A 19061-nucleotide genomic window follows, 5' to 3' on the forward strand; every position below is an offset into this window, starting at 1 on the left:
ATCATTTCTATGTTGCCGCGATGGACGCCGAGGTCCAGGCCCGCAAGGCGACCGAACGCGACATGCGACTGGCGCTGGGCACCGATCAACTTGAATTGCATTACCAGCCGCTGCTTGACCTCAAGACCGGGCAGATCGTCGGCTGCGAGGCGCTGTTGCGCTGGAACCACCCGACCCGGGGCTGGGTGCCGCCCGCTCACTTCATCCCGGTGATCGAGCGGACCGACCTCATCACCCCGCTGGGGCGCTGGATTCTCCATCGCGCCTGTCTTCAGGGCCGCACCTGGCTGCGCCAGGGGCTGGGACCGATGCAGATCGCGGTCAATCTGTCCCCGGTCCAGTTCAAGCACAGCCAGACCTTGCTGGCGATGATCGCCGACATCCTGGACCAGACCGGGTTCGACCCTGCGTGTCTTCAGCTTGAAATCACCGAAGGCATCGCGATGCAAAATGTCGAGACCACCATCGAGGTGCTGCAATCGCTGCGCACGATGGGGGTTCTGGTTTCGATTGACGATTTCGGCACCGGCTATTCGTCGCTCAATTACCTGAAGCGCTTCCCGGTCGACAAGCTGAAGATCGACCGCTCGTTCGTCGTCGATATCGGCCAGCATCCCGACAATGCGGCGGTGGTCAAGGCGATCGTCGATCTCGGCCACTCGCTCGGCACCCGCGTCAATGTCGAGGGCGTCGAAAGGCGCAACCAGCTCGACTTCCTGTTGGCCCAGGGCGTCGATGAGGCTCAGGGCTTCTATTTCAGCCGCGCCGTTCCCGCCGAGGACTTCGCCCAACTGGTCCGCGACCAGCGCGACTGGCTGGCCTGACCACCCCTTTCGCACCTGCAAAAAACATGTCATCCTGCGAGATCGACATGTTTAGAGGACATCATGCCCCTGACGGCCCAGGACATCGCGATTACCGCCATTGTCATTATGGCACTGGCGGGACTGGTTATTCTGTTCAGCGCATGGCGCTATGCCGTCCGCGCCGAGCGCGCCGCCGCAAAGAACGACCTGTCCCCCGCCACCTGACCGCCCCCCCTCTCCCGTCGGATTGTCAGCACCGCCGCCTTCGCCGTATCCTTGACCAAACGGCGGGGGAACAGCGATGAACCGGGCGCGCGTCCGAACTTTAATCTTGCTGGGGCTGGGCGTGATCGTGCTGATCTGGGCGACCTTACCGCCGTCGCGGATCGCCCTGACCGACCGCTGCGAGCCGGAAAAAGGCCCGCCCGGCCTTGCCGCCCTGATCTACCCTGGTCCGTTCTGGCGCGGCCAGCTTGAGGCGATCGCCGCCGAACGCAACGATTTGATGGCCCAACCCGCCCGCCGCGCCCGGCTGGAAGAGGAATCCGCCCAGCAGACCGGCGGCATCGAAAGCCGGATGACCCGGCTTTCCCGCGAAGAAACCGACGATCCCGCCGAAAAAGAACGGCGCGACATCGCCCGGCAATCGGCCCGGATGCGCAGGCTTGCCTGGCTGTTCCAGTGCGACGACGAAATCCGTCAGCGTCTGGCGCGGTAGAAATACGGCACGGGGATATCTGGATCGGACGTATTTCGGGGGCGTCCCGCCCCCGCCCCCCATCGGGAGGCACAGCCTCCCGACCCCTCCGTAGTTTTAATTAATTGATATAAAAAAGAAATGGAGGTTCGGAGGCTTTCGCCTCCGGACGGGTCCGGGCAGTCGCCCGGCCGCGCAGCGGCGTGTTTCCATAGTCTGTCAATGCGCCATCAGCACCGGCACCGTCATGTGAGACAGGATGTAGTGGGTTCCGCTGCCCCGGGTCAGCGACAGCACACCGGGGCTCTGGGCGCCCATCACCACCAGATCTGCCCCCAGATCGCACAGCCGCGATAGCAACATATCCATCTTGCCGATTTGCTCGCCGGACAGATGATCCGCCTCGGCCTTGATCCCCCGGACGGCAAGATGGTCGATGATATCGACGTGAGGCACTTCGGGAAGACCGCGCGAGTCCTCGTGGGCGCCACGCAACGACAGCACCGTCACCGAGGTCGCCCCGGCCAGCAGCGGCACGGAATCCGCCAGAGCGCGGGCGGCTTCGCGGCTGGCGTTCCAGGCGATGGCGATACGCTCGCCGATCGTGGCAAAGCTGCCGCTATAGGGCACCACCAGCACGGGGCGGCCGGAATTCAAGATCACATGCTCGACCAGATCGTTCGGCACCAAGGCCGATTTCGGTTCGACCTGCCCCATCACCACCAGATCGGCAAAGCGGGCGCAGAAGGTGGTTTCGGCCAGCACATGACCCGGTTCGCCATGCGACAGATGCCACCAGCGCCCATTGATTCCGGCGGCGGCCACCGCCGCCTCGAACCCGGCGCGGACGATCGTGCGGGCCGCGATCAGAAAATCGCTGGCCTGATGAGCGACCGCACCGGGGGTAAAGCTGTCAACGCGGGCGAACAGCCCGGTGAGGCGGGCCCCGAACCGCTGCGCCAGCCCGATCGCCAGGGCCAGCCGCACCGCACAGCGCTCGCTGTCATCGAGATGAACCAGAATATCCTTCATCGTCCCCTCTCCCTCTCTCCCGTCCTGCCGACGGGTCCCCTCGCTCCACTCTGCACGTCAGACCATCGGGTCGCCAGCCTCAGAGTGCGGCGACCGCGGCCTCGGTTTCGGCAAAGGCGGCCACCGCCTGCGGCAACGCGGCGACGGCGGTAGTGCGGTCGTCCTCGGCACAGGCGACCTCGATCGTCGCGCACAGACGGGCGAAGCGGGTCGCCCCGGCGCTGAACGCCGCCCCCTTGGCAGCGTGGGCCGCCTCGCGCGCCGTCGCGATGTCACCCTCGGCCAAGGCGGCCTGCATCTCTTCGACCTGGGGACGGGTGGACTCGACGAACAGCGCCAGCATCTCGCGGGCTTCGGTCCCGATCGCGCCGAACAGGCTGCGCATCGGTTCGAGATCGAGCACCGGAGGGGCGTCGCCAACCTGGGAGGGCACGACCGGCGCAGCCATACTCGGCGCGGCGACGGCAACACGGCGGCGGCGCAGCGTCTGGGCGGCGGGCAGCAGCCGCCGCAAGGTATCGTCAAGCTGGGCAAGGTCGATCGGCTTGGCCAGGAAATCGTCCATCCCGCTGTCCCGGCAGCGCCGCGCCGTCCCGGACAGGGCATCGGCGGTCAGGGCGACAATCGGCATCCGCCGCCCGGTCTCGATTTCGGCCTCGCGCACCCGGTGGGTCAGTTCGTACCCGTCCATCTCGGGCATGTGGCAATCGGTCAGCAGCAGACCGAAATCGCGGATTCGCATCCGCTCCCACGCCTCGGCCCCGTTGGCGACGATCTCGCAGGCATAGCCCAGCCGCTCCATCAGATGGCGGATCACCACCGTATTGGTCGGATTGTCCTCGGCAATCAGGATCAGCGCCCCGGCAGCGGCTGCCTCGGCGACCGAGGGGGCCTCGAACAGGGCTTCGGCCCCGGCGGGATTGTCGCCCCCCCCGCCGACATCTTCCAGCCGACCGCGTCCGACGGCGGCGGCGACCGTCCGCCACAAGGCACGGCGGCGCACCGGCTTTGGCAACAGGGCGAACAGACCGGCAGCGCGGGCCTCGGCGGTAGCAGCGGGCAGACCGCGGGGAGCCGCCATCGCCACCACCCGCATTCCCCCTTCGGCGGCGGCGGTCTGCATCAACGCCCCGGCCAGTCCCAGACAATGCCGGTAATCCTGGCCGCCATCGAGCAGCATCACGTCGTAGCTCCACCCCGCCAGCGCCGCCGCCCGCACGGCTGCCAGCGCGCCCTCGGCGGTGACCACCACCGCGACCTGGGCCCCCAGATGGCCGAGATAGCGGCGCAATCCCTCGGCCACCACCGGCCCCTCGGCCAGCACCAGAACGGCAATCCCGGCCAGATCGGGACCGGGTTCGGGCGCGGAATCCGCGACGTCAAGCGGCACGGTGACGCGGAAGGTCGAACCGCGTCCGGGCATTGTCTCGACCGCGATCTCACCCGCCATCAACTCGACGAGACGGCGACAGATCGACAGGCCCAGCCCGGTCCCGCCATAGCGGCGCGAGATCGTGGCGTCGGCCTGCATGAAGGGTTCGAACAGACGCGCCTTCTGCTCCTCGTCCAAACCGATCCCGGTATCGATCACCGACAGGGTCAGCGCCAGCGGCCGGGCGTGCGGATCGGCGCTTTCGACCGAAATCCTGACATAGCCGCTATCGGTGAATTTGATCGCGTTGCCGACCAGATTGGTGACGATCTGGCGCATCCGCACCGGATCGCCCAACACCCGGGCCGGTAAATCGGGATCGATATGGGTGATCAGGCTGATCCCCTTCTCACGGGCGCGGGGAGCCAGCAATTCGGCCACGCCTTCGACCAGATCGACCGGCGACAGCTCCATCACCTCCAACGGCAAACGCCCGGCCTCGATCTTCGAGAAATCAAGGATGTCGTTGATGATCGTCAGCAGCGAGGTCGCGGAATCCCGGATCACCCGCGACATCTCGTGCTGTTCGGGCGGCAACGGCATGTCTTCGAGCAGATGGGCCATCGTCAGCACCCCGTTCATCGGAGTGCGGATTTCGTGGCTCATCGTGGCGAGGAACAGCGACTTGGCCTGATTGGCATCCTCGGCCATCCGCTTGGCCTCGGCCAGTGCGGCTTCCTCTTCCTTGTGACGCGAAATGTCGATCGACGAGACGATCACCGCCGTCTCGCCATCCATCTCGATCTCGGCCGCCGACAGCATCGCCCAGAAATCGCGGCCATCGCGGGTTCGCATCCGGCATTCAAAGCCGGTGACGAAGCCGTTCCGGGTCACCAGATCGACCAGACGGCGCAGATTGGCGGGATCGGCATAGACGGTCGAGGCATCCAGCCCGACGGCCTGACGGTCGGCAACCTGATACAGCTCGGTCCAGCGCGGATTGACCAGCACCAGCCGATGATCGGCCACCGTCGAAATCGCCAGCGCCAGCGGCGAGGTATCGAGGATGCGGCGCAGGCGGTTTTCGCTTTCGATCAGGGCCTGGGTCGAATCGCTGACCTTGGCCATCGCATCGCGGAACACCACCAGTTCGGCGGCCATGTCGGCGATCTCGTCCTTGCCGCCGTCAGGGATCGGGGTGTGGAAATCGCCCAGCACGATCCGGTGCATCGCCTCGGCCAGCCCGGTCAGCCGCCCGACCAGATTGCGGCCGAGATACAGCCAGACGAACAGCAGCGGACCGATGAAGGTCAGCATCGCCACCACCAGCAGGGTATAGCGACCGTTCAGCACCGCCGCTTCGGCCCGGCGTTCATTGTCGGTGGCGTCGGCCTCGGCGGCGGATACCAACCGCCCCACCGCCGACGAGGTCCGCGCCACCAGATCGCGGCCTTCGTCGTTGGCGGTGGCCAGCCGGGCGTTGGTCAGCATCTGGAGCGTGCGCAACTCGAACACGTTTTCCGCCCCGGTCCCCAACGCCAGCACCCGACGGGTCAGCGCCCGGGCCCGATCCGCCGCCGGGCCCTCGCCGATTCCGTCGGACAGCAGCGCGAGGCGGCGCACCTGCTCGTCATAGGATTCGCGCAATTCGCCGATCTTCTCGATATCGGGAGCGGTCACCGTTTCGCGCAGGATCGTCGAGGCCAGGACCACCGCCGCCAGCAATTGGTCGTTGTTCAGCCATTCGACCGACCCGCGCACTTCGATATCGAGTTGGGAAATCGCTTCGGCGCGGGCGCGCTCGGACAATTGCAGGCGGCGATCGACCAGGATGTTGCGGTCAACGACATTGTCGGCAAAGGCGGCGATCATCGAGCGCAATTCTTCGACCCGATTCTGGTCGGTCGCCGCCCCGGCCAGCCCGTCGAGCAGGCCGAGCAACCCCTCGGTCTGCTGTTGCAGCGCGACGAAATTGCTCTGACGCTGGAATTGCGACATCGACCCGTCGAGCGCGGGCGCCGCCGCCGCCAATCGCGCCGTCGCCTCGGACAGTTTCAGCGCGTTCGAGACGCTGGGGAGATTGGTGCGGGTCATCGCCGCCAGTAGACGCTCGATCTCGGTATAGCTGAACCAGGTCAGGCTGGCCCCGAACAGGATCATCGCCCCGACCGCGCCGATCGCCACCACCAGCTTGGCGCGGATGCCGAATCGCCAGCCGCCCACCGCCCGACCCGGTCGCGGCGGGGTGCCTTCCGGCCCGTTCTGCGTCATCGCACCCGGCACCCGATCCCGTCCTCCGCTGATCGCCCCGCCCCATCATGCCCGAGCCGGACGCATTCGGCAAAGCCCGGCGGCAAGGCTTTGCCGCAGCCCGGCCGCGTGCTACCAGTTCGCTCGTGTGGAGGATTCGAAGTTCCTATCATTCGTGCCGCGAACGATTTTAGGAGCTTCGAATCCGAAAACCACACTAGAAAACATAGAGTTATTCGTGTCCTGATCGATTCCGAAGTTCGAAAGATGCCGGATTTCGACGATACGAACTTCGGAATCGGGACACGAACGGCGGACCGGGTCGGGTTCGCCCCGATCGCAAGGGGGAAGGAATGGGGACAGCCTACGTCGCCAAAAGCAAAATCCTGCAAGCCTGGGGCGGTGATGTCGGACTGGGCAAGCACCTTTATAAACTGGGCTATCTCGCCGAAGGGACGCCCGCCGAGCATCTGGCCGAGGGTCTGGCCGGAGTCACCGACTGGGTGGTGGTGACCGCCCGCCCCGCCGACGCCGTTTCCGAAGCGGCGATCCTGGAGCGGATGGCGCGCAAGGAAAAGATGGTCGATCCGGCTTATTACCCCCGCCTCAAGGGCGAGGCCGGAATCGTCAAGATCAATCCCAGTTCGGTCGAGAATTCGATGCGGATTCGCTTCGCGCTCGAAAACGGTCGCGAGGTCAACGAGATCAAGGTCAAGCCGACCGACATCGCCCGCTATCTGCTCGACAACGCCTTGGGCTGAGACCGCAGCTTTTGGCCCAAAAAACAGGGGCGCCCCGGTAACCCGGAGCGCCCCTTTTTTCGTCTCCCCTCGCCGGATTTACTCGGCGGCGGCGGCGGCCTTCGCTTCAACCAGCATGCTGCCGGTGCGCTGGGCGTTGAGGTGCCAGGAGAAGGCTTCCTCGATCAGATGCGGGGTGTGACCGCCACGGGTCAACGCCCGCTTGTAATAATCGCGAGCAAGGTCGCGGTAGGTCGGATGCATGCAATTCTCGATCACCAGCGAGGCGCGCTCACGCGGGGCCAGCCCGCGCAGATCGGCCAGACCCTGTTCGGTGACGATCAGATCGACGTCGTGTTCGCAATGATCGACGTGGGTGACCATCGGCACGATCGAGGACAGCTTGCCGCCCTTGGCAACCGACTTGGTGACGAACACCGACAGATAACAGTTGCGGGCAAAGTCGCCCGAACCGCCGATGCCGTTCATCATGTGGGTGCCGTTGACGTGGGTCGAGTTGACGTTGCCGTAGATGTCGGCCTCAAGCGCGGTGTTGATGCCGATCAGGCCGAGACGACGGATCACCTCGGGATGGTTCGACACTTCCTGCGGACGCAGCACCAGCCGGTCCTTGTAGCGCTTGACGTCGCCGAAGAACTTGCGGGCGCAATCGCCCGACAGCGACAGGGCCGAGCCGGAGGCAAAGGTCATCTTGCCCGCGTCGAGCAGTTCGAAGGTCGAATCCTGCAACACTTCGGAATACATCGTCAGATCGTGGAACGGGCTGTCGAGGAAGCCGTGCAGCACCGCATTGGCGATCGACCCGATCCCGGCCTGAAGCGGCTGGAGCGAGGTCGAGAGACGGCCTTTGCCCACTTCGTGGCGGAAGAACTCGACCAGATGACCGGCGATCGCGTTGGTTTCCTCGTCCGGCGGGGTGATCGTCGCGAACGAATCCATCTTTTCGGTGATCACGATCGCGGCAATACGCGAGGGATCGACCGGGATGTAGGGCAGGCCGATGCGGTCGCTGGGGGTCATCAGCGGAATCGGCTCGCGATGCGGACGCCGGGTCGGGATATAGACGTCGTGGAGACCGACCAGATCCATGCTCTGATGGATGTTGATCTCGACGATGATCTTCTCGGCCAGGATCGCGAAGGTCGCGGAATTGCCGATCGAGCTGGTCGGAATGATCCCGCCATCTTCGGTGATCGCCACCGCCTCGATCACGGCGACGTCAACCTTCGGCAGCTGACGCGAGCGCAGCATCTCGACGGTTTCCGACAGGTGCTGATCGACGAACATCACCTCACCGGCGTTGATCGCCTTGCGCAGCACCGGATCAGCCTGGAACGGCAGGCGACGCGACAGCACATGCGCTTCGGCCAGGGTCTTGTCGATGTCGCTGCCCAGGCTGGCACCGGTCATCAGGCTGATCTTCAGCGGGTGCTCGGTCGCGCGTTCGGCCAAAGCCATCGGTACGACCTTGGCGTCGCCGGAACGGGTAAAGCCGCTCATCCCGACGGTCATACCGTCCTGAATGTGCATGGCGGCTTCTTCCGCGCCAACCACCTTGCCCCACAGCGACTTGAGCAGGATACGATCTCTATACATGCACGGCGGCTCCACACAGATGTCCATTCGGGTTCTTTACCCCCCCGTCACCGCTACCACCAATGTCGAATGGGCAGGTTGCACATTCGCACGAGGGGCTTGCATCCGCACTAAAAATCGATATTTTGTTTCGCCGCTTGGGCCGGGAAGAAATTATGTTGCGCTGCGCCATAAAAAATCAGCGCCCAGCCGCGCCTTTGCAATCCAGCACCCAGATGTCGTAAACCGGGTGCTCCATCGCCGACAGCGCCGGGCTGGAGGCAAACATCCAGCCACGGAACAATTCCTCTGTCGGTTCACCCGGTCGTAATTCCCAAACATCAAGAAAAGCAGCGCTTTCCGGCAAATCCTCGGGCGGGCGTTTCTTGCAGGCGCGGGCGATGATTTCCAGCGAGCCGAAGCGGACCGGCACGCCGACCGGGGCCTCGATCGTCTGAACCCGGGCGCTGACCTTGTCCAGCCCCTGAAGCACGGCGGTACCGAACGACAAATCCGCCCCCATATGCACCGGAGGCGCGGGCAGCACCGGAACCGGCACGGCGGCGGGCGCGGGCGGCTGGAGCGGCGGCGTCAGCACCGGAGCCTGGGTTGCGGATTCCGGATTGCCGCCGGGCCCCGCGACCTGGGCCCAGCCGGGTAACGGCACGGCAAAAAGCGCGGCGGCGATTAAGACCAGTGTCGGACGCATGCGACGATCTCCCTTTACCTTAAATACCGGGGCGGCAATGACCGAGCCCCTCTATATATCCCTCGCCGGGTAGCCGCCTCCGCCAGGGAGGATCGGGCGGCGCACGGTAACCGCCGCGACAGACGACGGGAAGTCTGATCCGCTTCTTAAGTCACGCACATCGGGTCTGAACGCAACCGCAAAGAAGGGAGTCCGGCGCGTCATCCCTCGTGGGGCGATATTGTCCGGCACAGCGAACAAACCCGGCGGAATTCGTTGCATTATGGCGTAATTTGTTCTTATTTCGCCGCCTACGTTCGGTCTATCTTCGAACCAGTGACAGGTCCCCCCTATCACCTTGGTTTTAATGTTTGGCCCATGCCTCCCCTTGAACACGTCCCTCTGATCTCCATCATCGACAGCAATGCCACCAACCGGGCGAAGGTGGCCGAGGTGTTGATGTCGATGTATCGGGTCAATCAATATCCCGATGCCGAGCGGGGATGGCACGGTCTGCGCGTCGCCCCTCCCCGCGTCGTGCTGATCGACGACGAGATTCCCCCCCATGGCGGGTTTGCCCTGGTTCACCAGATGCGGCAGGAGCCGGTCCTGGCCGAGGTGGCGGTGGTGATCGCCTCGCGACGCCCCCAGGCCGAAATCGCCGTTGCCTTGGAACAAAGCGGTGCCAAGGCCTGTCTGTCGAAGCCCTATGGGCGCAACCACCTGATTCGGACGATTTCGTCGCTGCTCAATCAGGATGTCGAGGCACAGTGGGATGATCTGGCCGAACCGTCACGCTTGGCCCTGAAGGGCACGGTCGCGATTTTCAACGACATTTCCGACTCGATCGCGGCGGGCGAGCCCGTACCGTTCGTCTCGGTCAAGGACGCCTGTGCCCCCCTGGTCGACGCAATCGGCACCAGCGACGTTCGCGGCATTCTCGACGGGGTGAAGGAGCATGACAATTACTCCTATGCCCACAGCCTGCGGGTGGCGACGTTGCTGTCGCTGTTCGGTCACACGATGGGATTGCCCCGCGACGATTTGATGATGCTGGCCAGCGGCGGATTGCTGCATGATGTCGGCAAGGTGGCGATCCCGCATGAAATCCTCAACAAACCGGGCCGCCTGACCGAAAGCGAGTTCACGGTGATGAAGGGGCATGTGACCGAAACCATCCGCTATCTTGATGCTGGTGCCGCGATCCCGAAGCCGGTGGTGATCGTCGCCGCCCAGCATCACGAGAAACTGGACGGCACCGGCTATCCGCGCGGTTTGCACAAGGGCGAACTGAACGAACTGGCCCGGATGGCCTCGATCGCCGATGTGTTCAGCGCGCTGACCGACCGACGGGTCTATAAACCGGCGATGGAGGCGGAAGCCGCGCTGACCCTGATGACCGAGCAGATGAGCCAGCATCTCGACCAAAATCTTCTTCGCATGTTCCGCTCGATGCTGCTGGACGCGGTCCGGTAAGGCACCGAGGCGGCCATGGCCCCCTGTCGCGTCACCAGCCTGGGCGACACCGCCTTCAACATCGATTATGGCGACGCGCCGGACGCCGGATCGCGCATTGCCGCCCTGAATACCGCCGCCCGCGCCGCCCACCAGCGGGGCGAACTGGCCGGTTTGGTCGAACTGGTGCCGACCTTCCGCTCGCTGCAAATCCTTTATGATCCGCTGACCACCAGCCGGGCCGAGATCGAAGCCGCTCTCCTCGCGCTGGAGGCTCAAACCGCCCGCACACCCCCGCCGCCATCGCGGGTGTGGCGGCTGCCGGTCTGTTATCACGAGACGTTCGCCCCCGATCTGGCCGCACTGGCCGCCGCAACCGGCCTGTCCCCCGATGCCGTGATCGCCCGCCATTCTGCCGCCGATTATGTCGTCCGGATGTTGGGCTTCCTGCCCGGCTTTGCCTATCTGACCGGGCTCGACCCCGCCTTGCGCCTGCCCCGTCGCAGTGATCCCCGCCCCCGCGTCCCGGCCGGATCGGTCGCGATCGCCGACACGATGGCGGCAATCTATCCCAGCGACAGCCCCGGCGGCTGGCATCTGCTCGGGCGCTGCCCCCTGCCATTGTTCGACCCGGCATGGTCGCCTCCGGCATTGCTGGCCGCCGGGGACCGGGTCCGCTTCGAGCCGATCGATCCCGACCGCTTCGCCGCCCTGGCCGCCACCCGTCCCCGTCTCGAACCGGATTTGGGCCGATGAGCCCGGCGCTTGATATCCTGCGGCCCGGGCCACGCACCAGTCTTCAGGATCTGGGGCGGGTCGGATTGCGGGCGATGGGAATCCCGGTGGCCGGAGCGATGGACCGGATCGGGCTGCGCCTCGCCAATGCCCTGGTCGGCAATCCCCCCGGCGAGGGATGCCTGGAACTGACCTTGTCCGGCCCGCTGGTGCAGGTCGAGGCGGACTCGGTCCGGATCGCGGTGGCTGGTCCGGCCCGGCTGACCCTGACCCAGGCCGACGGGGCGCGGCGGATGCTGGCTCCCGATCGCTCGTGGCGGCTGGTGCGCGGCGATCGGCTTGAGATCGGTCCGATCAATGGCAGTCTGGTCGCCTATCTGGCGGTCGAAGGCGGGTTCGCCATCGCCCCGGTGCTGGGCAGTCTGTCGACTCATCTGGGGGCCGGTCTGGGACCGCTGGGCGGGCGGGCGCTGGAAACCGGAATGCTGCCGCTGCGCCGCAACGATGCCGGTCCCGGACCGGAGCGGATTCTGACCCGTCCCCTGCCCTATGGCGACGGCCCGATCCGGCTGGTTCCGGGGCCGCAGGCCGACGCATTCACTGAAGACTCTCTGGCCACCCTGCTCTCGTCCCCCTACACGGTCGGAGCCCGGTCGGACCGGATGGGGATGCGGCTGGAAGGTCCAACGCTGCACCACCGCGCCGGGGCCGACATTGCGTCAGACGGCATCGTCGCCGGAAGCATTCAGGTTCCCGGCGACGGCGGCCCGATTCTGCTGCTGGCCGATCACCAGACCACCGGCGGCTATGCCAAGATCGCCACCGCGATCTCGGCCGATCTGCCCCGGCTGGGCCGGGCCGTGCCGGGCGATCGGCTGGTCTTTCGCGCCGTCACCATCGCCGAGGCCGAGGCCGCACGGCGCGCCCAGGAACAAGCGGTGCAAGACTGCCTCGACAGCCTTGCCTCGATTGAGGAAAGCGGCCGGATCGACCTTGCCGCGCTCTATCGTGCCGAGCTGATTTCTGGAGTGGTAACCGGCGACGAAGAGCCGGTTGCACCGCCCGAGGCCGAGACGATATAACGGGGCGGCTCCACCCAAAGGAATGGCCCCCGATGATTCTCTACCGTCTGCGCTGCGCCCACGGCCACGAATTCGAAGAATGGTTCTCGAACGGGGCCGAGTATGACAGTCGCGCCGCCGAAGGCTCGCTGACCTGCCCCGAATGCGGCGATACCAGCATCGCCAAGGCGATCATGGCCCCCAATGTCGGCCGGACCAAGGCCGCCGCCCCTGCCCCGGCCTGCCCGCCCCAGGGCTGTGGCGGCTGCGCCTTCGCCAACCAGCACTGACCGCGCACGGGGGGATTTAATCCCCCCTTAACCGCGCTCTGTCACACTCTATTTCCCCCTCACGTCTTTGCTGTCTCGGCCCGATGACGATGTTCTTGTCCAGCACCTATGGCGAAACCCAACGCCGCCGCCGCACCGGCGACCGGGTGGTAGCGCTTGGCTGCGTGATCTGGCTGCTGGTGTCGGGCTGGATGTTCTTTGGCACCGTGCCGCCGGAAATCGTCGACAATCACACCTCGAAGACGATGCAGCAGCGGATGCGGGTGTGCGAAGGCACCTTTCAGCAGCGCTTCGAGTGCAAGCAGGCGTTCCTGCTGTCCGGTGAACGCTGGGGCTTTGCCGTCGCGCTCAACCGTTTGATGCTGATGTGCGCTCCGGCCATCACCGCCTGGATCGTCTGGACGGCGGTGCGCCGGAGAATCGAGTAGCCTTCCCTCGTTGCTCCGAAGCCGAGGATGGGGCACAGTCGCTGCTCTCGAATCCGTTACGGAGATGATACCTCATGGCGACTATCACCCTTAAGGGCAACCCCGTCCACACCAGCGGCGAGTTGCCCGCGCTCGGAACCGCCGCCCCGGATTTCTCCCTGACCGGAACTGACCTCGCCGATGTCGGCCTGGCCGCGTTCGCCGGTCAGACGGTGGTTCTGAACGTTTTCCCCAGCGTCGACACGCCGACCTGTGCCGCGTCGGTGCGGCGGTTCAATGCCGAACTGAACACTCTGGGCACCGTCGCCGTGCTGTGCATTTCGGCCGATCTCCCCTTCGCCCAGGCCCGGTTCTGCGGTGCCGAGGGATTGGAGCGGGTCAAGCCGCTGTCCGACCTGCGCGACAAGGGCTTTGGCGACCGCTACGGTCTGCGGATCGTCGACGGCCCGTTGGCCGGGCTGCTGGCCCGCGCCGTCGTGGTGATCAAGGACGGCAAGGTCGTCCACACTCAGTTGGTCGCCGAAATTGCTGACGAGCCGGATTACGCCGCGGCTCTGGCTGCGGTCCGCGGCTAAAGCGTGATGCATTAATCGGCACCATGCTTTAGCCGATTCATACATCCCCCTCTGCCTAAGTGTGCCCTTCGGGCACTTGGCCGCGGCCTCAATGGCCGCAAGCGCATCGTGCGTCATGTTTGGCGCACGATGCTCTCAACACAACAGCGGAGACGTGCCCGTGGAACCCAAGGACAGCACCGCCAACGAAGCCTTCAAGGGCTTCACCAACAGCGAATGCCCGTTCTATCCCTGTCACCAGGGGGTAAAGCGGGCCTTCAACTGCTTGTTCTGTTATTGCCCGCTCAACGCTTACGACTGTCCGGGCCCGTACAAGGCGTTCACCAGCAAGAACGGGGTGCGGCGGAAGGATTGTTCTGCCTGTACCCTGCCCCATGACGGCCACACCCAATCCTGGGCGTTCATCCAAAAGTGGCTGGCCCAGCCGGTGCCGTGGGATGGGGGCGAACAGACCCGGCCGTGGCCGCGCGAATCCGACGAGCCAACGGAATAAGACCGGCCAACCCTCGATTTGACCGGCTGGCCGCGCTCTAGCCTTATTGCGGGGCCAGCCCCAGCTTTTCGACCTCGGCAATCGCCACCGAATCGTCCTGCCCGGTCATCGACGCCAAAAACATCGCCGCCGCCGTCACCCCTTCGCGATGGGCAACGTCGGGGGAACGTCCCTGGGCCAGGGATTCCGAATAGGTCTCGTCATAGGCTTCGGCAACCATTTTTGCGGTACTATCGTCCATCGCCGGAACCGATCCCCCTACCCCGGTAAAGACCGGAGAATATCGCCGTCCTGGCGAGGTTTCCACTGCTGTTTCGCCGCGACGTCCCTAGGCCGAGGCGCGGTATCTCCGCCCCAGTGTTTCGTGATATAGAAACCGTCTTTCGCTTCTGACGCGGTGATCGTTTCAATGCTAAAGCGGTGGTTGCCCTGGGTTTTAAAGGGATCGCTCTCCGTCGGTTTGATCTGGTTTGTCTTCAGCAAGATTGATCTGACTTCTGCCTGGGCTCAGGCCCGGACCCTCGACCCCTCGATGCTGATCGTCGCCCTGCTTCTCGGGCTGCTTCAGGTCTGGCTGGGGGCCTTCCGCTGGTGGCTGGTGCTCCGCGCCCTCAAAGCCACTTTCACCACGGTACAGACCTTTATCGTCTATTACATCGGGGTGTTCTTCGCGATCATTCTGCCCGGCGCCGTCGGCGGCGATGCGGTGCGGATGTGGACGGCGCGGCGGTCGGGCCTGTCGCTATCCGCCAGCATCAATTCGGTGATGCTCGAACGCGCCGCCACCGTGCTCGCCCTGGTCCTGCTGGTCGCAATAACCCAGCCGTTATTGCTGGCCCGCGTCCCCACCATCCCCGGAAGCTGGGTCTTTCCGGTGCTGTCGGTGCTGGGATTCATCGGCATTCTGGTCCTGGCCTCGCTCGACCGTCTGCCCACCTCGCTGCATCATTGGCGGGTGGTGCGCGGGCTGACCCATCTGGCGGGCGATACCCGGCAATTGTTCTTCCGCCCGACCTGGGGCGGTGCCACCCTGATCGTCGCGATGCTGGGCCACGTTAATCTGTCGCTTCAGGTCTATGCCCTGGCGCTGGGCCTGGGACTCGACGTGTCGGTGATTGATTGTCTGGTGTTGGTGCCGCCGGTGATCCTGATCATGACCTTGCCGATCTCGATCGCCGGATGGGGCGTGCGCGAAACCGCGATGGTTGCCGCGTTCGGCTATGTCGGGGTCGAAACCCACTCCGCCCTGGTGCTGTCGGTGCTGTTCGGATTGGTCTGCACCGTCACCGCCCTTCCCGGCGGGGTGGTGTGGCTGCTGTCTGATATCCGTCGTCAGAAACAGGCCGAATCGGCCGAGGCAAACTAGGGCCGGGGGACGCTCCCCCGAACCGCCCTAGAAATCCAGGTCGGCGTAATGGCGGGGCGGCGGCATCCCGGGCAGATGGTCGGACAGCAACGGCCGGAAGCTCGGGCGCGACTTGACCCGGGCATACCAATCCTTGGCGGCGGGATGCTCTTCCCACGGCACGTCGCCGATGAAATCCAGACAGGACAATTGAACGGCGGCGGCAATATCGGCCAGCGAGAACGCGGACCCGGCCAGCCAGGCGCGCCGCTCGGTCAACCAGCCGATATAATCGAGATGCGCGCGGATCAACGAGAACGCCAGACGGATCCGCCCCGAATCCGGCTCGGAATGCCGACTGCCGAGACGGCGGAACACCTTCTGCCCGACCAGATTGTCGGTAACCTCGGTATAGAACTTGTAGCAGAACCAGCCGACCAGACGCCGGACCTCGGCCCGCGCGGCGGGATCGCTCGGCAACAACGGCAGATCACGGTGGACCTCGTTCAGATATTCGGCAATGGCAATGGCGTCGGCCAGAACCGTGCCGTTATCCTCGACAAGAACCGGAACCTCGCTGGAGGGGTTGAGAGCGACGAAGTCCGGGCGCGCTTCCCAGAACTTTTCGATCTGCGCATCGAACTCCAGCTTCTTCTCGCCGAGAACGACGCGGACCAGACGCGAAAACGGGCACAGCGGGTGATGATACAAGGTTCTCATGCCGTCTTCTTAACGCTTTTTTCCCCGTCCCACCAGAGGGCGAGAGACACCGCCCCCCGTCTTGCCCGCCTCGGACGCGAATTGAAAAAACTCCTGCGACCTCGTGTTTTTTCGCTTGCACCGATCGGCGGAGTTCCCTATAAACCGGGCCTCCGGTGATCGCCGCTCTCGTTTGAACGGCATTGCGGGCGCGTAGCTCAGTTGGTAGAGCAGCTGACTCTTAATCAGCGGGTCCACGGTTCGAGTCCGTGCGCGCCCACCAAGTTTTAAAGACGCACCGGCGTCTTAGGCCAAGGCCCGATCGCAAGATCGGGCCTTTCGCTTTTCTGGCCCTTCAGCCAGATTGACAGCGCATCATCCCTAAGCCACCGTACGTACGGGCCTTCGTTTTCCTCTCTTCGCCACTGCCCGCTTTGTAAGTGGGGATAGGACGAGGACGAGAGAACGAAGGCCCTCTTCATCCCCGATCCATAACCCTGACCACGGCACGCGCCGTGGGCGGAAAACGATCGTCTCTGGATGGGAATGGTTCCCCGCGAGGTGCTGCACGCCGTACGGCCATCAGCGCCTGACGCCGCCCCCGAAAGGGCGTTTCCTCGCGCGGGAACCAGCATCACCATACTCCCGCGCGATAAGCGTCTCAAGCGGCAGGAGCGTCAGTTCAAGCCCGACATCATCTAACCCGAAGCCATCCCGGCCTATCGCGTCGACGATACGACGGTGAAAAAGCGAAGCCCCCGTACAGCTCAGGCGCATCCGCGGCTCATGCCGCATCCTCTATCCCGCCAGTGGGAGGCTCCACAATAAGGGTGGAGGAAATTGCAGACCGACGTCAAGGGATCGGACGGCAATGAATTGCTGCCAACCCTGGGGCAGAAGAAGTGCGGCATCCTCCGCCTGCCCCCCGAGGAAATCGACAGGTCGGCGTCTATGATGGGCCGACTTACCCCGGCGTACACGATGACGGAGTTGGTACAGGATGCATCTGGACCACATTTACGGATTGCAGGAACGGCGGTAATTTCGCTTTTTAGCTCTGCGGTCAAATTGACAGCCCATCATCTCCCGGCTTAGTGTGGAGAGAGGGCCTTCGTTTTCCTCTCTTCGCCACTGCCCGCTTTGTAAGTGGGGACAGCGCGAGGACGGGAGAACGAAGGTCCGTGTCATCAAATATCTACACGCCCTGACCGCCACGCACGTCGTGGGCGGGAAAACGATCGTCTCTGGATGGAATGGTTCCCCGCGAGGTGCTGCACGCCGTACGGCCATCATTGCCTGACGCCGCCCCCGAAGGGGCGTTTCCTCGCGCGGGAACCAGCGTCAATATACTCTCGCGTGATAAGCGTCTCAAGCGGCAGGAGCGTCAGTTCAAGCCCGACAGAGATCCCGGACGCCCAGGTGGGGTCGTGGTCGCCCGAGGAAATCGACAAGGCGGTGTCGATGATGGGCCGGTTTACCGCGGCGGACACGATGGCGGGGCTGGCGCAGAATGACCTGGACCTGATCCACTCGTTGCTGGAACGGCGGGCCTTTCGCTTTTCAGCCCCCCTCGGTTATCGTTGGCTTCCCCCTCTTGTGTCGTCGCCGGAATGGCATGTCGTGCCGTGTGCTCGCCATCTCCACCAATAGGTACCGCAAGAGGGGGAACTCGTTCCGCCCATCTCGATCCATAACCCTGACCACGGCACGCGCCGTGGGCGGAAAACGATCGTTTCAGAATGAGGAAGTCCCCGCCGAGGTTAACCGCGCCGTACGGCCATCATTGCCTAACGCCGCTCCGAAGAGCGCCCTTCGGTCGGGGACTGAAACCAATCTACACGCCCGCGCCCCCCCTCAAACGGCAAAACGAACCGCCGCGCCAGAGAGCACGAGACCGGGCGGGTGGCGAAAACCCGGAAGGCGTGACGCAATATCCGCCGGTATGAATCTTCAGAAAATCGTATTACATTCCTTATGATCCGCTTAGGAGTGTTCCGATGACCAATTTCACCCGGAAATCGCTGCTCCCTGCCCTTCTGCTGGCCTCGCTGCCCCTGGCCCCGTCCGCCCAGGCCCATTTCCAGGAAATCCTGCCCTCCACCGACATCGTCGCCGAAAGCGGCGACCGCACCGTCCGGCTGGACCTTCTCTTCACCCATCCGTTCGAGGGCGGGCCGGTGATGGAGATGGGGCCGCCGGTACAGTTCGGCGTGCTGGCCGATGGCAAGAAAACCGACCTGCGCGCGGCACTCGCCAAGAAGCCGGTCGAGGGCAAGACCGGCTATGAAGCGTCCTATCAGATCAAAGCGCCGGGCGATTACGTCTTCTATGTCGAGCCCGCGCCCTATTGGGAAGCAGCCGAGAAGAAATACATCGTCCATCATTCCAAGGTGGTGGTCGATTTCGGCTTGGGCGAAGGCTGGGACAAGCTGGTCGGTCTGCCCGTCGAAATCGAGCCACTGGTGCGTCCCTATGGCCTGTGGACCGGCAACCAGTTCCGCGGCATCGTCCGCAAGAACGGCAAGCCGGTTCCGTTCGCCGAGATCGAGGTCGAATGGGTCAATGACGGCTCTGTCAAGGCTCCGGCCGATCCTTTCGTCACCCAGGTCATCAAGGCCGACGCGTCGGGCCAGTTCTCCTACACCATGCCGCGCGCCGGCTGGTGGGGCTTCGCCGCTCTGACCGAGGGCGACAAGCCGATCAAGGGGCCGGACGGCAAACCCGCCAAGGTCGAAGTGGGCGGCCTGATCTGGGTCAAGGCTGTCGATATGAAATAAGACGGGCGGGGCCGACCTTTGT

General features: G+C 64.5%; 20 protein-coding genes and 1 tRNA gene. 15 read left to right on the forward strand and 6 right to left on the reverse strand.

Going from position 1 to position 19061, the window contains the following annotated elements:
• From K678_RS06105 to K678_RS06110, 3 genes are all read left to right on the forward strand, one after another.
• The coding region (locus K678_RS06105; RefSeq protein ID WP_021131585.1) for a putative bifunctional diguanylate cyclase/phosphodiesterase at window positions 1–824 on the forward strand (824 nt) is incomplete at its 5' end.
• Between the two features lie 63 nt (window positions 825–887).
• Window positions 888–1031, forward strand: coding sequence for a hypothetical protein (locus K678_RS18540; RefSeq protein WP_155804474.1), 144 nt, complete (start codon window positions 888–890; stop codon window positions 1029–1031).
• 76 nt (window positions 1032–1107) lie between these two features.
• On the forward strand, window positions 1108–1524 hold the full coding sequence (locus K678_RS06110) for a hypothetical protein (protein WP_021131586.1): 417 nt from the start codon (window positions 1108–1110) through the stop codon (window positions 1522–1524).
• 198 nt (window positions 1525–1722) lie between these two features.
• Here the strand turns inward: K678_RS06110 and K678_RS06115 are convergent, their stop codons facing one another.
• Together K678_RS06115 and K678_RS06120 are read right to left on the reverse strand one after the other, a co-directional pair.
• Window positions 1723–2535, reverse strand: a complete 813-nt coding sequence (locus K678_RS06115) for a universal stress protein (RefSeq protein WP_021131587.1) — start codon at window positions 2533–2535, stop codon at window positions 1723–1725.
• A 79-nt stretch (window positions 2536–2614) separates the two neighbouring features.
• The gene (locus K678_RS06120) at window positions 2615–6178 is read right to left on the reverse strand and encodes an ATP-binding protein (protein WP_021131588.1); all 3564 of its coding nucleotides are present in this window, start codon (window positions 6176–6178) and stop codon (window positions 2615–2617) included.
• A 332-nt stretch (window positions 6179–6510) separates the two neighbouring features.
• Between K678_RS06120 and K678_RS06125 the strand changes: the two genes are divergently transcribed.
• Window positions 6511–6918, forward strand: a complete 408-nt coding sequence (locus K678_RS06125; RefSeq protein ID WP_021131589.1) for a hypothetical protein — start codon at window positions 6511–6513, stop codon at window positions 6916–6918.
• A gap of 78 nt (window positions 6919–6996) precedes the next feature.
• Here the strand turns inward: K678_RS06125 and K678_RS06130 are convergent, their stop codons facing one another.
• The gene (locus tag K678_RS06130) at window positions 6997–8514 is read right to left on the reverse strand and encodes an acetyl-CoA hydrolase/transferase family protein (protein WP_021131590.1); all 1518 of its coding nucleotides are present in this window, start codon (window positions 8512–8514) and stop codon (window positions 6997–6999) included.
• Between the two features lie 178 nt (window positions 8515–8692).
• Window positions 8693–9202 carry a DUF2155 domain-containing protein gene (locus K678_RS19400; protein ID WP_021131591.1) on the reverse strand — a complete coding sequence of 170 codons (510 nt, stop codon included), beginning with the start codon at window positions 9200–9202 and terminating at the stop codon, window positions 8693–8695.
• 357 nt (window positions 9203–9559) lie between these two features.
• Between K678_RS19400 and K678_RS06140 the strand changes: the two genes are divergently transcribed.
• The 7 genes from K678_RS06140 (at window position 9560) to K678_RS06170 (ending at window position 14218) form a co-directional block, all read left to right on the forward strand.
• A complete protein-coding gene (locus K678_RS06140; protein ID WP_021131592.1) occupies window positions 9560–10657 on the forward strand; it encodes a response regulator in 1098 nt (365 codons plus the stop codon).
• A gap of 15 nt (window positions 10658–10672) precedes the next feature.
• Window positions 10673–11392: a 5-oxoprolinase subunit PxpB gene (gene pxpB, locus K678_RS06145; RefSeq protein ID WP_021131593.1), complete on the forward strand. Its 720-nt coding sequence runs from the start codon at window positions 10673–10675 to the stop codon at window positions 11390–11392.
• Window positions 11389–12453: a 5-oxoprolinase subunit C family protein gene (locus K678_RS06150; protein ID WP_021131594.1), complete on the forward strand. Its 1065-nt coding sequence runs from the start codon at window positions 11389–11391 to the stop codon at window positions 12451–12453. The genes pxpB and K678_RS06150 overlap by 4 nt, the downstream gene beginning before the upstream one ends.
• A gap of 32 nt (window positions 12454–12485) precedes the next feature.
• Window positions 12486–12722 carry a DUF1178 family protein gene (locus K678_RS06155; RefSeq protein ID WP_021131595.1) on the forward strand — a complete coding sequence of 79 codons (237 nt, stop codon included), beginning with the start codon at window positions 12486–12488 and terminating at the stop codon, window positions 12720–12722.
• A gap of 89 nt (window positions 12723–12811) precedes the next feature.
• Window positions 12812–13150 (forward strand): hypothetical protein, encoded by a 339-nt coding sequence (locus K678_RS06160; protein ID WP_021131596.1) that lies wholly within the window; start codon window positions 12812–12814, stop codon window positions 13148–13150.
• Between the two features lie 74 nt (window positions 13151–13224).
• A complete protein-coding gene (gene tpx / locus K678_RS06165) occupies window positions 13225–13725 on the forward strand; it encodes a thiol peroxidase (RefSeq protein WP_021131597.1) in 501 nt (166 codons plus the stop codon).
• Window positions 13726–13885: 160 nt separating this feature from the next.
• Window positions 13886–14218: a cysteine-rich small domain-containing protein gene (locus tag K678_RS06170; protein ID WP_021131598.1), complete on the forward strand. Its 333-nt coding sequence runs from the start codon at window positions 13886–13888 to the stop codon at window positions 14216–14218.
• 43 nt (window positions 14219–14261) lie between these two features.
• Here K678_RS06170 and K678_RS06175 read toward each other — a convergent pair whose 3' ends face one another.
• Window positions 14262–14459 carry a hypothetical protein gene (locus K678_RS06175; RefSeq protein ID WP_021131599.1) on the reverse strand — a complete coding sequence of 66 codons (198 nt, stop codon included), beginning with the start codon at window positions 14457–14459 and terminating at the stop codon, window positions 14262–14264.
• Between the two features lie 219 nt (window positions 14460–14678).
• Here K678_RS06175 and K678_RS06180 point away from each other — a divergent pair, with 219 nt between their 5' ends.
• Window positions 14679–15584 carry a lysylphosphatidylglycerol synthase transmembrane domain-containing protein gene (locus tag K678_RS06180; RefSeq protein WP_021131600.1) on the forward strand — a complete coding sequence of 302 codons (906 nt, stop codon included), beginning with the start codon at window positions 14679–14681 and terminating at the stop codon, window positions 15582–15584.
• A gap of 27 nt (window positions 15585–15611) precedes the next feature.
• Here the strand turns inward: K678_RS06180 and K678_RS06185 are convergent, their stop codons facing one another.
• A complete protein-coding gene (locus K678_RS06185; RefSeq protein WP_021131601.1) occupies window positions 15612–16283 on the reverse strand; it encodes a glutathione S-transferase family protein in 672 nt (223 codons plus the stop codon).
• Window positions 16284–16469: 186 nt separating this feature from the next.
• Here K678_RS06185 and K678_RS06190 point away from each other — a divergent pair.
• The 3 genes from K678_RS06190 (at window position 16470) to K678_RS06205 (ending at window position 19039) form a co-directional block, all read left to right on the forward strand.
• Window positions 16470–16545: transfer RNA gene (locus tag K678_RS06190), tRNA-Lys, on the forward strand.
• 1136 nt (window positions 16546–17681) lie between these two features.
• Complete coding sequence (locus tag K678_RS06200; RefSeq protein WP_021131604.1) at window positions 17682–17912, forward strand: hypothetical protein; 231 nt, start codon at window positions 17682–17684, stop codon at window positions 17910–17912.
• A 347-nt stretch (window positions 17913–18259) separates the two neighbouring features.
• Window positions 18260–19039 (forward strand): DUF4198 domain-containing protein, encoded by a 780-nt coding sequence (locus K678_RS06205; RefSeq protein ID WP_021131605.1) that lies wholly within the window; start codon window positions 18260–18262, stop codon window positions 19037–19039.
• Window positions 19040–19061 lie beyond the last annotated feature (22 nt).

Origin of the sequence: Magnetospirillum fulvum MGU-K5, from assembly GCF_000442515.1 — a bacterium.
Lineage (GTDB): Bacteria > Pseudomonadota > Alphaproteobacteria > Rhodospirillales > Magnetospirillaceae > Phaeospirillum > Phaeospirillum fulvum_B.

Excerpts from the sequence above, each read along its gene's own strand:
- K678_RS18540 (WP_155804474.1), top strand. The coding sequence starts at position 888 with ATGCCCCTGACGGCCCAGGACATCGCGATTACCGCCATTGTCATTATG.
- K678_RS06110 (WP_021131586.1), top strand. The coding sequence starts at position 1,108 with ATGAACCGGGCGCGCGTCCGAACTTTAATCTTGCTGGGGCTGGGCGTG.
- K678_RS06115 (WP_021131587.1), bottom strand. The coding sequence starts at position 2,535 with ATGAAGGATATTCTGGTTCATCTCGATGACAGCGAGCGCTGTGCGGTG.
- K678_RS06120 (WP_021131588.1), bottom strand. The coding sequence starts at position 6,178 with ATGACGCAGAACGGGCCGGAAGGCACCCCGCCGCGACCGGGTCGGGCG.
- K678_RS06125 (WP_021131589.1), top strand. The coding sequence starts at position 6,511 with ATGGGGACAGCCTACGTCGCCAAAAGCAAAATCCTGCAAGCCTGGGGC.
- K678_RS06130 (WP_021131590.1), bottom strand. The coding sequence starts at position 8,514 with ATGTATAGAGATCGTATCCTGCTCAAGTCGCTGTGGGGCAAGGTGGTT.
- K678_RS19400 (WP_021131591.1), bottom strand. The coding sequence starts at position 9,202 with ATGCGTCCGACACTGGTCTTAATCGCCGCCGCGCTTTTTGCCGTGCCG.
- K678_RS06140 (WP_021131592.1), top strand. The coding sequence starts at position 9,560 with ATGCCTCCCCTTGAACACGTCCCTCTGATCTCCATCATCGACAGCAAT.
- pxpB (WP_021131593.1), top strand. The coding sequence starts at position 10,673 with ATGGCCCCCTGTCGCGTCACCAGCCTGGGCGACACCGCCTTCAACATC.
- K678_RS06150 (WP_021131594.1), top strand. The coding sequence starts at position 11,389 with ATGAGCCCGGCGCTTGATATCCTGCGGCCCGGGCCACGCACCAGTCTT.
- K678_RS06155 (WP_021131595.1), top strand. The coding sequence starts at position 12,486 with ATGATTCTCTACCGTCTGCGCTGCGCCCACGGCCACGAATTCGAAGAA.
- K678_RS06160 (WP_021131596.1), top strand. The coding sequence starts at position 12,812 with ATGTTCTTGTCCAGCACCTATGGCGAAACCCAACGCCGCCGCCGCACC.
- tpx (WP_021131597.1), top strand. The coding sequence starts at position 13,225 with ATGGCGACTATCACCCTTAAGGGCAACCCCGTCCACACCAGCGGCGAG.
- K678_RS06175 (WP_021131599.1), bottom strand. The coding sequence starts at position 14,459 with ATGGACGATAGTACCGCAAAAATGGTTGCCGAAGCCTATGACGAGACC.
- K678_RS06185 (WP_021131601.1), bottom strand. The coding sequence starts at position 16,283 with ATGAGAACCTTGTATCATCACCCGCTGTGCCCGTTTTCGCGTCTGGTC.
- K678_RS06205 (WP_021131605.1), top strand. The coding sequence starts at position 18,260 with ATGACCAATTTCACCCGGAAATCGCTGCTCCCTGCCCTTCTGCTGGCC.